Below are 15,411 nucleotides of genomic sequence, written 5' to 3' on the forward strand. Positions count from 1 at the left end.
CGCAGTGTGTGTCAGCCGGCGGTGTCTGGTGGCGACGGTGTCGCCGGAGCTGGGCCCGGCCCCGGGCCCGCAGCCGGGCCGGGGGCCGGGACGCCGCCGAAGACGGCGTGCATGCCACCGTCGGCGTGCACCACCTGCCCGGTGGTGTACCGGGACAGGTCCGACAGCAGGAACAGCACCGCCCCGACCACCCGGGCCGGGTCGGCCCGGTCCCAGCCCAGCGGCGCCCACTGCTCGTACTGGTCGGCCAGGGCGGAGAAGGTGCGCACCCCGCGGGCCGACACGGTCTCGACCGGCCCGGCGGCGACCAGGTTGACCCTGATCCCGGCCGGGCCGAGGTGCAGCGCCAGGTAGCGGCAGACCGCCTCCAGCGCCGACTTGTAGACCCCCATCCACCCGTACCCGGGCAGCGCCCGGGTCGAGTCGACGGTCAGCCCGACCACCGCGCCGCCGCCGGGGGCCCGGCTCAGCAGCGGCGACAGCGCGGAGGTGAGCTGCTGCAACGAGTACGCCGACGCGCGGAACCCGTCGAGCACCCCGCCGGGCCCGGCGGTGACGAACCCGGCCCCCAACGCGTCAGGCGGGGCGGCGGCGATGCTGTGCAGCACCCCGTCGAGCTGCCCCCAGCGGCTGCCGATCACCTCGGCCAGCGCGTCGACGCTCGCGTCGGACATCACGTCCAGTTCGAGCACCTCGGGGCGGGACGGCAGCAGGTCGGCCACCCGGCGGGTGATCCGGCCGACCCGCCCGTACGAGGTCAGGATGACCTCGCAGCCCTCGCGTTGCAGGGCCGCCGCCACGTGCCAGGCGATGGACTCGTTGTTGAGGACCCCGGTGACCAGGTAGGTGCGCTTGTCCAGGCTCAGCAACGAGCTCAACTCGACGCGCCCGCCACGATCCGCTCGACGAGTTGACCGATGGTGACGTCCGCGAGTTCACTGCGCGGGATCTCCACCCCGTACTCCTTGACGACCATGGCCATCAGGTCGGCGACGTCGAGCGAGTCGATGTCCAGCGCGTCGAACTTGGCGTCGGTGCTGATCGCGTCCTCCTCGACGCCGAGGTCGATCAGTTCGGCGCGCAGGCGCTCCTCGACGGCGGGGGCGGTGATCTCGGTCGATGGTGAGGACATCCGGGTGCTCCTTGTCTCGCAGGGGGATCGGTCAGGCCGTCAACGGGGCACGACGGGCGAAGTTGGTGTGGTGCCGTTGCGCCCAGTACCACTGACGCCAGTAGCTCTCGGCCAGTTCCAGCCAGGTCTCCAGCCGGCCGGTGTCGTCGAGGAACCGGTTCATGCTGACCAGCAGCCAGCTGTAGACGCCCTGGCTGTCCCGGCAGTCCGCGCAGTTGCCGGAGGTGCAGCAGAACTGGAGGGTCTGGTAGTCGGCGCCGTAGACGGCGAAACCGTCCAGGACCGGGTTGCCGTTGCGGATGCGCTCGGCGTGGTCCGGGTGGTCCACGCTGATGCTGGGGCAGACGTCGTAGCCGAACTGGCCGTCCCAGTGGGTGCGGCCGGTGATCAGCGACTCGATGAAGTACGGGTGGCAGACCACCGTCTCCGGGTACGCCTGCTTGACCCGCAGCGCCTCGGCGAGGGTGCGCTGCTCGTTCTCGATCCGCAGCGCGTGGTCGCTGCCGTGGGCGGAGTAGAAGTTGAAGGTGACCTGGTTGCCGTTGTCCTGGATGGCCCGCACGGTCGGCTCGACGTACTGCAGGCCCTCCTCGGACAGGGCGTACACGAAGATCACCCGGGGGTCGTTGCGGTAGTGCCCGAGGGCGGTCTCGAACAGGCCGGAGAACGACGAGCCGTTGACCCGGTAGCCGCGCAGCGCGTCGTCGAGCGGGCCGCCGCCGAACAGGCTGATGGCGACCGCCACGTGCTCGAAGCCGCTCATCGGTAGCGGCCGGATGCCGTTGGTGGAGATGGTCACGTACGGCAGCCGCTCGACGAACGGCACGACCCGGGGCAGCACCAGGGTCGGCTCGCCGCCGATCAGGGTCGCCTGGGTGACGCCCCTGGCCACGAGCGAGTCCACGAACCGGGAGATCAGCGCCGGGTCCGAGGTCTCCGGGACGGCCGCGTCGAAGCCGCCCTCGAAGTACCAGCACCCCTTGCACCGGATGTTGCAGGTGGTGGTGAGGTGCACCTCGGTCGCGCTGACCCGGCGGCCCATGTCCCGTACGACCTGCAACCGCGCGGCCAGGTCGGGCCGGTCGGCCAGCAGGGACGCCAGGCGGACCTTGGCCTCCCGCCGGGACAGCGGACGGGGATTGATCGCGATGGGGGTGGGCATGGGCGGGGCGTCCTCTCAGGTGGTCACGGCGGGGACGACGAGCCCCAGCGCGTGGATCCGGGGGATGACGGTGTTCTCCCACTGCTGCAACGCCTCACCGTTGGTGGTGCGCCGCAGGCCGTAGCGGACCGCCCGCTTGGACCGTTCGGACTCCGGGGTGCCGAACAGGTCGCGGAAGACCGGCCAGAGCCGGTCCAGCGCGGCCTGCAACTGCTCGCGGCCCTCGTCGGTGGCGGCGAGGTTGCGGCAGACCCGGGCCCCGTGCGCGATGTGGATCTTCTCGTCCAGGATGATCGTCCGGACCGCGTCCGCCCACGGCTTGTAGCTGCCCTGGGCGAACTCCTTGATCATGATCAGGGCGCTCTCCTCGCCGATGTACGAGTAGATCCCGCGCTCGGCCCAGGTGGTGCACTGGTGCAGCCGCTTGTCGGCGAACAGCCGCCGCTCCTCGATGGACTGGGACTCCATGTGCGAGGTGTCGATGCCGATCTCGGCCAGCACCCGCTTGCCGATCTTGTAGTGGTCGTACTCCTCGGCGGCCCGCTCCGCGCACACCTGACGCTCCTCGGCGTTGGGCGCGAGCGGCAGGAACATCATGGTGTAGTCGTCGCCACCGGAGAGTTCACCCTCCGTGTTGATCATGATCTGGCTGATCAGTGCCTTCTGGTACGCCCGAGGCATGCGCTTCAGCTCGTCGGGGGTACGTACCACCACTTCCTCGTCGTCAAAGATCTCCACCGGCATAACGCAGCTCGCCTCCTGTTGGCATTCACGCCCGCAAATCACTGGAAAGGGGGCACCGACACTCGCGCGGTACGACGACGGACCCGGAGGCGCCCCCGGTGAACCGAATCTCCTGGCAGATCCCCCGTTCCTCCTCGTCCGTCACCGAAGGTGACTCAGGTCAGGTTCTTGATCGCCAGCCGCCGCACGTCCGACCGCTGGATCTTGCCGAGCGGGGTACGCGGAAAACTGTCGACCCCGAGCTGCGCCAGGGGGACGAACCGGCGCGGCACCTTGAACGCGCTGAGTTGCTTCAACAGCAGCGCGCGCCATTCATCCTCCCGGGCGACCGCGCCGGACAGCAGGGTGTAGACCAGCACCAGCTCCACCCCGGTCACCGGGTGCGGCAGCGCGGCGACCACCGCGTCGGCGATCCCGTCGAGCTGCGGCACCACGTTCTCGATCTCGGCCGGGTAGACGTTCTCGCCGCTGACGATGACCATGCTGTCCATCCGGTCCACGATGGTCAGCTCGCCGCGTTCGTCGAGGTGGCCGAGGTCGCCGCTGCGCACCCAGCCGTCGACCAGCCGCCCGGCGGTGAGCTCCGGCGCGGCCTCGTACCGGGTGAAGATGCTCGGACCGCGCAGCAGGACCTCCCCGCTCTCCCCCGGCGCGACGTCCCGCCCGTCCCCGTCGACGACCCGGACCCGGGCGAACGGCACCGGCAGGCCGGCGGTGCGCCGGTCCCCCGGTTGGCGGTCGCGGGGCTCCACCACGGTCAGCGAGGTCATCTCGGTCATCCCGTACACCTGGAACACCGGGATGCCGAAGGTGCTCTCGAACCGGTGGATCAGGTCCGGGCTGAGCGCCGAGCCCCCGGCGAGGACGCCCTTGAGCCGGCTGTCGGCCGGTCGCTGCGGCCGCTCGACCAAGTGCGCGAGGTAGGCGTTGACCACCAGGGTCCAGGTCGGGCGGTGCCGGTCCACGTAGTTCCAGAACCGGGCCAGCGCCACCTCCGAGCGGACGCAGACCGTCCGCCCCCCGGACCACAGCGGGGTCAGCGTGGGCAGGCCCTGGCCACCGACGTGCAGCATCGGGATGACGTTGAGGAAGACGTCGTCGCGGCCCGCGTCGGCCCACTTCACCATCGCCAGCGAGTTGGCCAGCAGGGCGCGGTGGGACAGCACGACGCCCTTGGCCGCGCCGGTCGACCCCGAGGTGTAGACGATCTCGGCGTCACCGGCCCCGCCGTCCGGTGGCGCGACCAGTTCCCCCCGGTGGGCGACGCCCCGGTCGAGGACCGCGGCGAGGAACCCCTCCGGGTCGTCCACGGTCAGCCAGCGTCGGCCCGGCGACGCCTTCGCGGCCGTCGCCGACGGGCCGAGCACCAGCGCGACGTCGGCGTGGGCGAGCAGGGTGTCCAGTTCGGCCGGGCCGGACTTCGGGTTCAGCGGCACCAGCATCCGCTGGGCGGCGATGACACCGAGGAACAGCAGCGCGGCCAGCGACGAGTTGTGCAGGACCACGGCCACCCGGCCACCCGGCGGCACCCGGTGCTCGTCGAGCAGCGCCGCGCAGCCCCGGGTGAAGGTCAGCACGTCGGTGAAGCTGATCTCCCGCCCACCGGGCTCCGCCGGGAGCAGGTACGGGTCGTCGCCGTAGGCCGCCGCGGCCTGGGTGACGAGGTCCAGCAGGTTCGCCGTGTCGGCGAGGTTCGGCTCGGCAAGCGGACTAGGCATGCGACTCGTCGCGGACGGCGGCGGACTCCACGACCGCGCAGAGCCGGTTGACCGTGGGCGTGTCGAAGATGACGTCGACCACGTCCACCCCGTACGCCGCCTCGACCCGGGTCACGATCTCCACCGCGCCCACCGAGTCCATGCCGAGTTCGACGAGGTCGTCGTCGGGACCGACGGTGGACCGGTGGAGGACTTCGGCGCAGATCGACGTCATGTTCTCGTGCAGATCGGTCGTGGTCACTGAAGCGGTTCCCCCCATGTCAGATCACCACACGGGCCACGGCAACGTTGCGGTAGCGGCCCCTTCCCCCAAGTCCGGGACTCGTCGGGACCATACTCAGTCGCGTCGTGAACCGTCCAGGGCAACCGTCGGGGCAATCGACGACCACCGCTCAAACCATCGTCACGCGCCATTAGTCCCTGTCATATCCGGATAGGATCGTGGCATGGGGAAGGGGCGACCGAAGGCCAGGCTGGCGCTCACCGACGAGGAACGGGACCAGCTCACGAAGGGGGCCCGCGCGGCCCACTCGACACAGTCGTTCGCCATTCGCTGCCGAATCGTTTTGGCCTGCGCCGAGGGGGCCACGAATATCGAGGTCGCGACCCGGTTGAACGTTTCACCCGCGACGGTCGGGAAATGGCGTTCCCGGTTCGCCGCCGCGCGGCTGCCGGGGCTCGCCGACGACCCGCGCGCCGGCCGGCCCCGCTCGGTCCGGCCCGAGCAGGTGGACCGGGTGGTGGCGGCCACCCTCGACGCCACGCCCGCACCGGCACGACGGTGGTCCCGGGCGTCGATGGCCGTCCACAGCGGACTCTCCGCGTCCACGGTCGGCCGGATCTGGCGTCGGTTCGACCTGCGCCCCCACCTGCAGGACGGCCTGACGCTGGCCACCGACCCGGGGTTCGTCGCCACGGTGGTGGCCGTGGTCGGGCTCTACCGCCAGCCCCCGGGACAGTCCCTGGCGCTGTGCGCCGTACCCCGCGACGACCGGCCGACGACCGGCGACCCGGTCGACCCCACGCCGGTCCCGGGCCGGCCACCGGCCGACGGTCCGCCGCCGGCGCACCGGCCGGCGACCGCTGTGCGCGGGCCGGAGCGGCCCACGGCCGCCGGCGGGGCCGTCCCGGACCGGCCCCGGCGCGCCGGGGCGTACCGGCGGTTCCTGGCGGCGGTGGACCGGGCGGTGCCCGCCGACCTGGAGGTGCATCTGGTCGCCGACGATCCGGCGCTGCACGACGCCCCGGCGGTCCGGGGCTGGTTGACCGGCCACCCCCGCTTCCACCTGCACCTGCTGCCGGCGGGCGATGCCTGGGCCGGGCAGGTCCACCGTTGGTCGTGGCTGCTCGCCGCCCGCGGTCCGGGAACCACCGGGCCGTCCCCGGGCCACACCGGGGGGCCGGTCGCCCGCAGCGTCGACCACCCGTCGCCCGACTCCGGGCAGGCCGCCGGGCGGACCGGAGCGGTGCGCTGGGTGGCCGGCGCGGAGGAGATCCGCCGGGCGCGGGCCCGACATCATGAACGGACTTCGGGCGCATCAACATCGATCGGACGGCAGGCATCCGGACGCCGGTCCACCCCGCCTACCGGCATGTGAGATGACGGAGTCGCATCGCGCCCCGGCCCGGGACGGCAGGCGCGGGCGTCGCGCCCGGGGCGGCGACACCCCCGCGCTCCTGGCGCATCATGGTCGGGTGCGACGTACACTGCTGGGCCGGTCCGTCACCGTGGCCCGGCTGTCGAGGTCGGCGGCCCGGTGGTGGGCGTGGCTCGGCCGGCATCCCGACGTGACGGACACGGTCCTGGCCCTGTTCCTGTTGGCGCTGGCCGTGCCCCGGCTGGGTTTCATCGGCGTCGGCGCCCGCTGGCCACCCGACACGGTCGCGGTGCTGCTGGTGGTCGCCGGCACCGCGCCCCTGGCGCTACGGCGGCGTCGGCCGGCGACCGTGCTGGCGGTCGTCTCGCTGGTGACGGTGCTGCACCGGCCGTTGACCGGCACGGCGGTCCCCGACTTCCTCGCGGTCCTCATCGCCGTGTGGACGGTCGGCGCGCTGTGCCCGCCGGCCGTCGCCCGGACCGCCAACGGCGTCGCCCTGGTGGTGGTGCCCACCGCCCTGCTGCCCGGCCTCGACGTGGCCCACCCCGAGGAGGTGCTCCGCAACTACGTGTTGTTCGCCATCGTGTGGGCGCTGGGCAACCAGCACCGGCGGGGCGCCGAGGCCCGCGTCGCGGCCGTCCGCGAGCGTGAGGCGCGGCTGAACCAGCAGCGGGAGAGCCTCGTCCGGGAGGCCGCGGCGGCGGAACGCCTGCGGCTGGCCCGGGACCTGCACGACGTCGTCGCGCACCACGTCACCCTGATGGTGGTGCAGGCGGACACCACCAGGCGCGGGGAGGCGTCGACCCTGTCGCCCCGGACGGCACGGACCCTGGAGTCGGTCTGCGCCACCGGCCGGCAGGCGATGACGGAGATGCGGCGGCTGCTCGCGGTGATCGACGTGACGCCGACCCCCCAGCCGGTGCTCGACGTCGATCTCGCCGGGCTGCTCGACCGGACCCGGGCCGCCGGGCTCTCCGTGGACCTGCGCACCCGCGGCGTACCGGTGCCGCTGCCGCCAACTGTCGCCGCGCCGGCCTACCGCGTCGTGCAGGAGGCGCTGACCAACGCGCTGCGGCACGCCGGGCCGCAGGCCCGGGTCGGGCTCACCCTCGCGTACGACCCGGGCCGGCTCACCATCCGGGTCGTCGACGAGCCGGCGGTCCCCGGACCCCGCCCGGCCGACCCCGGAGTCGGGCGGGGCCTGGCCGGGATGCGCGACCGGGTGACCCAGCTCGGCGGCACGGTGCGGACCGGGCCGACCCCGCCAGGCGGTTTCGAGGTCGTCGCCCACCTGCCGCTGCCGGCCACCCCGGACGGGGACGCCGGCCATGGCTGACCGCCCGCCGGAGGCCGACGGACCGGCGGTACGGGTCGTCGTCGTCGACGACCAGCCGCTGCTGCGTGACGCGTTCGCGGCGATGCTCGACGCCGAGCCCGGCATCACCGTCGTCGGCACCGGTGCCGACGGCGAGAGCGCGCTGCGGCTGGCCCGCGGCCTGCGCCCCGACGTGCTGGTGATGGACATCCGGATGCCCCGGGTCGACGGGATCGAGGCCACCCGGCTGATCACCGCGAACCCGGAGCTGGCGGCGACCCGGGTGCTGATCCTGAGCACCTTCGGGCTCGACGAGTACGTCGCCGCCGCGCTGCACGCCGGGGCCAGCGGCTTCCTGCTCAAGGACGGCCCGTCGGAGGACCTCGTCCGGGCGATCCGCAGCGTCGCCGCCGGGGAGGCGGTGCTCTCGCCGCAGGTCACCCGACGCCTGATCGACAGCTTCGGCCACCTGCTCGGCCGGGCCCGGCCGGAACCGCCGGCGCTGTCCCGGTTGACCCCCCGTGAACGGCAGGTGCTGGGCCTGGTGGCGGCCGGGCTGACCAACATGGAGATCGCGCAGGAGCTGCGGGTGGGTGAACGGACCGTCAAGACCCACATCGGCGCGATCTTCGCCAAGCTCGGGCTGCGTGACCGGGTCCAGGCGGTCATCTTCGCCTACGAACACGGCCTGGTCGCCGGCCGGACGCCGCCCGGGTAGGGCGACTCCTCGTACCGTGGGCGGAGCCGGCGGGCCGCCCGTGGTCCGATGTGCCCGCCGCGGCCCGTGCCTACGGTCAGGCGCATCGATTCCCACCCCTGTGGACGGAGACCTGATGATGCGACCATCGACTTCGCGGCCCGGCGGCTGGCCGGCCCGGGGCGCGGCCCTGCTGGCGGCCCTCGTACTGGCCCTGGGCGCGGCCCTCGCGGCGGTCACGCCGGCCGCCGCGACACCCGTTCCGGCGGTGGCCGGCAAGGCGTGCGTGTTCGTCCGGGTCAGCGGGGCCCACGGGTTGGGCCACACCGGCTGGGGATACCAGTCGTCGACCTCGACCTACACCTACGGGGCGACCGAGAACCCGAGCAACAACCCGTACGTGTCGGCCGGCGGCGACATCGGCTACTGGAAGGAGTCGGGCTCCTTCACCGCGATGGTCAACGCGATGAAGACACGCGGGTACGACGAGTACACCTGCACCACCGTGGCCAGCCGGCAGCCGGCCGCCGCGGCGGCGGAGGCCCTCGTGGTCAGCGGCGGCGGCTACGCGGCGGCCACCAACAACTGCATGGACCACACCTACCGCATCCTGACCGCGTACGGGGTGGGTTTCCCCGCCCAGCCGTCCTGGAACTGGGCGCCCCGGGTGTGGTTCGACAAGATCGCCGACGACCCGGCCTGGTCCCTGCCCGTGGTCATCTCCAGCCCGCTGGGCGTCTGGAAGGTCACCTACTGCTGGAAGAACTTCACCTGCGAGGTCAGCGAGCCCTGGACGTTCAAGACCGACGGGCGGGTCTATCTCACCGACTCCAACGGCAACGTCATCTCCGGGCCGTACACCAGCACGCCGCCGACCGCGAGTTGGCTCATCGGCACCGCCACCTACCTCGCCACGGTCGACGGCACCACGATGAAGGGCACCATGTCCACCCCCACCGGGCAGACCGGGACCTGGTCGGCACAGCGCAGGTGACCCCGGTCCCCGGGTCGCGGTGACCGCGAACCGGCGACCCCGGGACGCGGACGCGCCGCCCGACGCACGGTCGGGCGGCGCGTCCGGCCGCGGCTACCGGAGGGCCGGCACCCGCAGCACGGCCACCTCACCGACGTTGCCGGCCACGTCGACCGCGCGGTAGCGGACCCCGTGCGCCAGGTCGTCCAGCATCACCGGCCCGGTCCAGGTGGTCCACTCCCCACCGTCGAGCCGGTACTCGACCCGGGCCACCCCGGAGTCGGCGTCCCGGCCGGTGACCACGAGCGCCCGGTCGACCAGGGTCGCCGCGGCGGTCGGGGCGACCCCGTCCACCTGCACCGACGTCGCCCACGGCGTACTCCAGAGCAGGTTGACCCCCTGCGCCCGGTACTCGATCGTGTGCCGGCCGGCGGGCAGCGCCACCGGCTCCCGGTACGGGAACCAGCCACCCCCGTCGATCTGGTACTCCACCAGCCTGATCAGCTCGCCGTGGGCCAAGGTGAGGGCGGCGTTCGCGCCGTACCAGCCGTCGGCGCCGGGGTCGGTGATCCGCAGCCGGGGCTGCCCGCCCCGGTAGCGCAGCGGCTCCACCCCGGTCAGGGTGGGCACCACCGGGGTGATGGTGCCGTCGTCGGCGAAGTACAGCCGGTCGATGGTGGTCTCCCGGTGGGTGCCGTCGCCGCCCGGGATGGCGAACCGGTGGTACGCCACGTACCAGTCGTCGGTGCCGGGCACCTGGACGATCGAGTGGTGGCCGGTGCCCAGGATGCCCTGGGCCGGGTCCTTGGTGAGGATCTCGCCCCGGCTGGTGAACGGCCCGAGCGGGCTGCTGCCCGTGCCGTAGCCGACCCGGTAGTTCTCGCTGCCGGTGTCGTCGATCGACCAGGACAGGTAGTACACGCCGTTGCGCTTGTGCAGGAACAGGCCCTCGCGGAAGCCGGTGAGCCCGGTCAGCCGGACCCGCCGGGTGACGTCGTAGGAGACCATGTCGTCGTTCAGCGGGACCACGTACGGGGTGCCGTTGCCCCAGTACAGGTAGCTCTTCCCGTCGTCGTCGGTGAACACCGCCGGGTCGATCTGCTGGGCGTTGCCGTAGTCGGCCTTGCTCACCAGGGGCCGGCCGAGCGGGTCGACGAACGGCCCGAGCGGCGAGTCGGCCACCGCGACGCCGATGTTCTGCTGGGCCGAGAAGTACAGGTAGTACTTCCCGTTCTTCTCGATCGCGGCCGGCGCCCAGGCGTTGGTGTCCGCCCAGCTGACGTCCGGGCCGAGGTCGAGGATGGTGTCGTGGCCGGTCCAGTCGACCAGGTTGCGGCTCGACCACACGGTGAACGTCGAGCTGCCCCAGCCGGGGAAGCCGTCGGTGGTGCCGTAGATGTAGTACGTGTCGCCGAACCGGACGATGTTCGGGTCGGCGTTGTACCCGGGCAGCACCGGGGTGTTCATCGGCACCGCCCGCACCGTCCAGGCCCGGTTGGCCCCGGCGGCGCTGGTGACGGTGACCGTCACCGGTCGGGTGTAGTTGCGTGGCCCGGCGGGCCTGACCGTCGAGGTGGGCGCGACCAGGTAGCGCGGGGCGAGGCCGGTCAGGTCGGTGCCCGGCCGGACCGGCAGGGTGATCGTGCCGCTGGCGGCGTCCACGATGGCCGGCACCCTGAGGCTGTCGAGTTCGACGGCGACGACACTGGTGCCGTTGCTGCCCAACGCGGCCACCTCGGCGTCGCTGAGGGCCCGGTTGTAGAGGGAGAAGTCGCGGATGCGGCCCTTGAGGTAGCGGTCGCTGGCGTACTGGGAGCGGCCCAGGTAGTTGGCGGTGGTCCGGCCGCCACCGATGTCACCGGGCGCGACGGTCAGCCCGGTCTTCTCGGCCACCCGCACCCCGTCCAGGTAGATCCGGGCGGTGCCGGCCCGGTTCAGGGTGTACGTCAGGGTCTTCCACACCCCCCGGGGCAGCGCCCGGCCGCCGGTGACGGTCTGCTCGCCGGTCCAGTTGCCGAGGCTGATCGAGGTCCGGTAGTCGTTGCCGGTGGTGAACAGGTAGCCGTTGCCGACACCGCCTGCGTCGGTGTTGCCGAGCCCCCAGACGAAGTACGGGGTGGCCTGGTCGGCGGCGATGTTCACGTCCATCGACACGGTGATCTCGTCCAGCCCGGACATGATGTTGTCGGGCAGGTCGACGTGGCCGTCGGTGCCGCCGAGGGTGAGGCTGCCCGAGTCCCAGCGGGCGTCACCGGCCAGGGTGGCGTGGTGGCCGTTGCCGGAGTCGTCGGTGACCGTGCCACCGCCTGCCTGGTCGAGCCGGTAGTGGGCCACCACCCCGTCGGCGTTGGCCGTCACCGGGGGCGGCGCGTCGGTGAGCGCGTCGAGTTCGGCGCGGGTGACCGGGATGACGGTGCCGTGTCGCGGGCTGGCCGGCAACCGGTAGGACGCCGGCACCTTCCAGTTCGGCCTGGCGAGGTCGTCGGTGCCCAGCGGGATGTAGCCCCGGCCGCCGTACTCGTCGACGAACAGGTAGTACCGCGAGCCGGAGGTGTCGCCGGGGTTGGCCTTGAAGACGGTCGGTCCCTCCACAGCGGAGGTGCCGGCGTCGCGGCCGATGCACGAGTCGAGCATCGTCCACGACGGTCGACCGGGCAGGTCGACGGCGGTCAGCGAGGGGGACCTCTCCTGGATGATGTCGGAGCAGCCGGTACCGCCGCCGCCCTCGTCCTTGGTGAACCGGTAGTAGGTGTCGCCCTCGCGGATCATCGTGGAGTCGATCCGCGACTCGCCCCGGTCCTGCCAGATCGTCGCCGGGCTGAACGTGACGAAGTCGCGGGTGGTGGCGGCCAGCATCCGGTTGTACGTGTTGCCGGTGTGGTCGGGGTCGTTCTCGGCGAACAGCTTCGAGGCCCAGAACACCAGGTACTCGCCGCGTTCGGCGTCCCAGTACGCCTCCGGCGCCCAGGTGTTGCCGGCGGTCGGCGGGGACACCTCGACGTGCCGCTGCGCCGACCAGTTCACCAGGTCGGTGGACTCCCACACCTCCAGGTAGCGGCTGCCCCGGCGCTGGGCGGCGTCCCAGTCGCCGTTGCGGCCGATCGACAGGTCGGTGGCGATCAGGAAGAACCGGTCCCCCTCCGGGCTGCGGATCAGGAACGGGTCGCGCAGGCCCCGGGTGCCGTGGGTCGACTCCAGTTTCGGCTGGCCGCCGTTGACCTCGGTCCACTGCAGGGCGTTGTTGCCCCGGCTGGCGGCGAAGTAGATCTTCTCCCCGGCGATCGAGTTGCCGGTGAAGTAGCTGAACGCGTAGCCGGCGTACGGCGCGGGGGCCGGCAGCTCGCGGACGGTCAGCGTGATGGTCCGTTCGACGGTGGCGGCGCCGACGGTGACCCTGGCGGTCACCGGCACCGTCGTGTCACCCGCGCCGTGCGCCGGACGACGCACCACGCCGTCGGCGGCGACCACCTCCGGTCGGGCCGAGCGCCAACGGACGGTCGCGTCGTACCGGCCGGTGGTGGGCAGGGTCAGGTTGCCGCGCACGTCGTCGGCGTGCACCAGGGTCAGGGCGGCGGCGGCCGCCTCGGCCCGGGTCTGGTCGGACTCCCCGGGTTGCGCGACCGCCGCGACCTCGGCGGCGGTGAGGGCGCGGTCGTAGATCCGGAAGTTCGCCACCCGTCCCTTGAGGAACCGGTCGGTGGCGTAGTTGGACCGGCCCAGGTGGTTGGCGGTGGTGACGCCGTTGCCGACGGCGCCGGGTGACACGGTGACGGCGGTGTTGCGGGCCACCTGCACGCCGTCGGCGTAGAGGGTGCCGGTGGTGCCGGTCTGGGTGTAGACGACCGACTTCCACACGCCCCGGGCCAGGTTGCCGCCGGTGCCGGTGACCTTCTCGCCGGCCCAGTTGGTGGTGGTGATGCCGGCGCGGAAGGCGTCGCCGCTGGCGAACAGGTAGCCGGTGCCGGCGGCGGAGGTGGCCGGGTTGCCCAGGCCCCAGAGGAAGTACGGGGTCTGCTGGGCCGGGTCGACCAGGACGTCCACGGCCACGGTGAGCGAGGAGCGGCCGGCCAGCAGGTTGTCGGGCAGTTTGACGTGGTCGTCGACGCCGTCGAGCAGCAGCCCGTCGGGGCCGGTCCAGGTGCCGCCGCCGACCAGGGTGCCGTCGTTGCCGTGACCGGAGGTGTCGACGACGGTGGTGCCGGTGCGCTGGTCGAGGTCGTAGCGCAGGAGCAGCCCGTCGGTGACGTCGGCGGCGGCGGCCGGGGCCGCGGTGGCGGGGGCCAGCGCGGCGAGGAGGGTGAGCACGGTGGCGGCGACGACCGTGCGGGTGCGGCGGGGGGTGGGGGTGGGGTGGTGGTTCCGGGGAACTGCTGAGGGCATGGGGGGATTCCTCGGCGTCATGTGAGCGTTAACAGGCTGGAATTGTCAACGCAACAATCAGACCCCGTCAAGGAGGGACGGCCCGCCGCTGCGCTGCGCGCCCGCCCACCACCCGGGAGCCCGGCGGCCCCGGGCTACCTGATCCGGCGGGTGGAGCGGGCCACGATGTCGGCGTACTCCGGGTGCCGGTCCAGCCAGTCGGCGAGGAACGGGCAGATCGGCACCACCGTTCGCCCCCGGGCGCGGGCGTCGTCCATGACCGCGCGGGCCAGCGTCGAGCCGACGCCCCGCCCCTCGAACGCCGGGTCGACCTCGGTGTGCGTGTAGGCGATGATGGCACCGGTCAACTGGTAGGTGACCAGCCCGGCCAGCGCCCCGGCCTCGTCGCGCGCCTCGAACCGCTCCCGGTCCGGCGCGTCTGTCACGGTGAACTCCACCGGACCATCCAAACACGCCCGACCGCCACCGACCCGGCCGGGCGAGCAGCTCACCGGGGGCGGCGAGGCACAGGGGTCCGGCCCGGTCAGCCCCGCAGGGTACGGCTGGGCGGCTGACCGTAGGCGGCGCGGTAGTCGGTGGCGAACCGCTTCGGGTCGACGAAGCCCCACCGGGCGGCGATCGACGCGACCGTGTCCCCCGCCGTCGGGTCACCGTCGCGCAGGTCCCGGTGGGCGCGGTCCAGCCGGGCCCGCCGGGCGAACCGGGCCGGGGTGGTGCCCTGGTGCCGGCGGAAGGCGTACTGCAGGCCCCGGGGGGACACCCCGGCGGCCTCGGCCAGCTCCGCCAGTGACACGTAGCGGTCGAGGTGGGCCTCCACGTGGTCCATGGCGCGACGTACCACCGACGGCGCGACGACACCCGGCCCCCGCTGCACGGGCGGCACCGGGGTGCTCGGGAAGTCCGCCAGCGCCGCTGCCGCCAGCAGGTGCCGGACCTGCCCGACGATCAGCGGGTTGGTCGCCAGGTCGACGTCGGCCAGCACCACCTGCCGCACGTACGCCAGCGTCCCCAGCCAGTGCCGTTGCAGCCCGGCCGAGACCGGGCGGACGCCCTCGAAACGCACCCGCCGGCCCCCGCCGTCGTGCCGGGACCGGGCGACCTCGTCGACCAGCGCCGTGGGGATTCCGACGGTGAACGACTCGACGGCGTCGCACGTCACCTCGACCCTGCGGTCCACCGGCAGGACGACCACCCCGCCGACCGCGACCCGGTCGACCGTCCGGCGGTCGGTCACCGCGAGCCGGCCACGACGCAGGTGGACGATGTTGACCAGGTCCTCCCGTACGCCGTCCGTGCGGATGTGCGCCGAGCACCGCAGACCGTGCACGGCGACGCCGCCGAGCGTGACACCCGTGCCGCGCAGCTCGACCCCCGCGGGTCCGGGCGCGGACAGCACGATGTCGATGTCGGCGAAGGTGGCCCGGAAGAAGGCGCACACCTCGTCGGGGTCGGTCATGGTGTACCGCTGCCAGGGCGGTGGCTGCACCCTGACCTCGGGATCGGCGTCGATGGCGGGTCCTGCCGCCGGCCGCCGGCTGAGCGGCGGCCGATAGCCCGCCATCCGGTGCCTCCCGTGATCACGCCGCCCGGCTGGGCACCGACCGGCGGATGTATGACAATGCCGCACTATAGGGGGAATGCACACCCCCGGGTCCGGTGTCCCACATCCCCCGCGTCCGCGCCACCGTGGCG

General features: G+C 72.9%; 13 protein-coding genes. 4 read left to right on the forward strand and 9 right to left on the reverse strand.

Annotation, left to right across the window (positions count from 1 at the left end; translation table 11 throughout):
- Positions 1 to 11: 11 nt before the first annotated feature.
- From B5D80_RS24665 to B5D80_RS24690, 6 genes are all read right to left on the reverse strand, one after another.
- A complete protein-coding gene (locus B5D80_RS24665) occupies positions 12 to 878 on the reverse strand; it encodes an SDR family oxidoreductase (protein WP_245854960.1) in 867 nt (288 codons plus the stop codon).
- On the reverse strand, positions 875 to 1,132 hold the full coding sequence (locus B5D80_RS24670; protein ID WP_088646323.1) for an acyl carrier protein: 258 nt from the start codon (positions 1,130 to 1,132) through the stop codon (positions 875 to 877). The genes B5D80_RS24665 and B5D80_RS24670 overlap by 4 nt, the downstream gene beginning before the upstream one ends.
- 31 nt (positions 1,133 to 1,163) lie before the next feature.
- Entirely contained in the window at positions 1,164 to 2,294 is a 1,131-nt protein-coding gene (locus tag B5D80_RS24675) for a radical SAM protein (RefSeq protein ID WP_088646324.1), read from the reverse strand.
- 15 nt (positions 2,295 to 2,309) lie between these two features.
- Positions 2,310 to 3,032 carry a Phenylacetic acid catabolic protein gene (locus B5D80_RS24680; RefSeq protein ID WP_211291637.1) on the reverse strand — a complete coding sequence of 241 codons (723 nt, stop codon included), beginning with the start codon at positions 3,030 to 3,032 and terminating at the stop codon, positions 2,310 to 2,312.
- A 161-nt stretch (positions 3,033 to 3,193) separates the two neighbouring features.
- The gene (locus B5D80_RS24685; RefSeq protein ID WP_088646325.1) at positions 3,194 to 4,756 is read right to left on the reverse strand and encodes a class I adenylate-forming enzyme family protein; all 1,563 of its coding nucleotides are present in this window, start codon (positions 4,754 to 4,756) and stop codon (positions 3,194 to 3,196) included.
- Entirely contained in the window at positions 4,749 to 4,997 is a 249-nt protein-coding gene (locus tag B5D80_RS24690; RefSeq protein WP_158224235.1) for an acyl carrier protein, read from the reverse strand. Before B5D80_RS24690 ends, B5D80_RS24685 begins: the two co-directional genes overlap by 8 nt.
- Positions 4,998 to 5,202: 205 nt before the next feature.
- Between B5D80_RS24690 and B5D80_RS24695 the strand changes: the two genes are divergently transcribed.
- The 4 genes from B5D80_RS24695 to B5D80_RS24710 all read left to right on the forward strand — a co-directional run bounded on the left by B5D80_RS24695 (position 5,203) and on the right by B5D80_RS24710 (position 9,360).
- The gene (locus B5D80_RS24695) at positions 5,203 to 6,354 is read left to right on the forward strand and encodes an IS630 family transposase (RefSeq protein WP_088646327.1); all 1,152 of its coding nucleotides are present in this window, start codon (positions 5,203 to 5,205) and stop codon (positions 6,352 to 6,354) included.
- 97 nt (positions 6,355 to 6,451) lie between these two features.
- Complete coding sequence (locus tag B5D80_RS24700; RefSeq protein WP_144081754.1) at positions 6,452 to 7,690, forward strand: sensor histidine kinase; 1,239 nt, start codon at positions 6,452 to 6,454, stop codon at positions 7,688 to 7,690.
- Entirely contained in the window at positions 7,683 to 8,387 is a 705-nt protein-coding gene (locus B5D80_RS24705; protein ID WP_088646329.1) for a response regulator, read from the forward strand. The genes B5D80_RS24700 and B5D80_RS24705 overlap by 8 nt, the downstream gene beginning before the upstream one ends.
- 118 nt (positions 8,388 to 8,505) lie before the next feature.
- A complete protein-coding gene (locus tag B5D80_RS24710; protein WP_144081755.1) occupies positions 8,506 to 9,360 on the forward strand; it encodes a hypothetical protein in 855 nt (284 codons plus the stop codon).
- Positions 9,361 to 9,453: 93 nt separating this feature from the next.
- Here the strand turns inward: B5D80_RS24710 and B5D80_RS24715 are convergent, their stop codons facing one another.
- The 3 genes from B5D80_RS24715 to B5D80_RS24725 all read right to left on the reverse strand — a co-directional run bounded on the left by B5D80_RS24715 (position 9,454) and on the right by B5D80_RS24725 (position 15,280).
- Positions 9,454 to 13,719: a family 43 glycosylhydrolase gene (locus B5D80_RS24715; protein WP_158224236.1), complete on the reverse strand. Its 4,266-nt coding sequence runs from the start codon at positions 13,717 to 13,719 to the stop codon at positions 9,454 to 9,456.
- Positions 13,720 to 13,853: 134 nt separating this feature from the next.
- Positions 13,854 to 14,144: a GNAT family N-acetyltransferase gene (locus tag B5D80_RS24720; protein WP_245854961.1), complete on the reverse strand. Its 291-nt coding sequence runs from the start codon at positions 14,142 to 14,144 to the stop codon at positions 13,854 to 13,856.
- Between the two features lie 98 nt (positions 14,145 to 14,242).
- Positions 14,243 to 15,280: a helix-turn-helix domain-containing protein gene (locus B5D80_RS24725; RefSeq protein ID WP_088646332.1), complete on the reverse strand. Its 1,038-nt coding sequence runs from the start codon at positions 15,278 to 15,280 to the stop codon at positions 14,243 to 14,245.
- Positions 15,281 to 15,411 lie beyond the last annotated feature (131 nt).

The sequence above is a fragment of the Micromonospora wenchangensis genome (assembly GCF_002210435.1).
GTDB classification, from domain to species: Bacteria; Actinomycetota; Actinomycetes; order Mycobacteriales; family Micromonosporaceae; genus Micromonospora; species Micromonospora wenchangensis.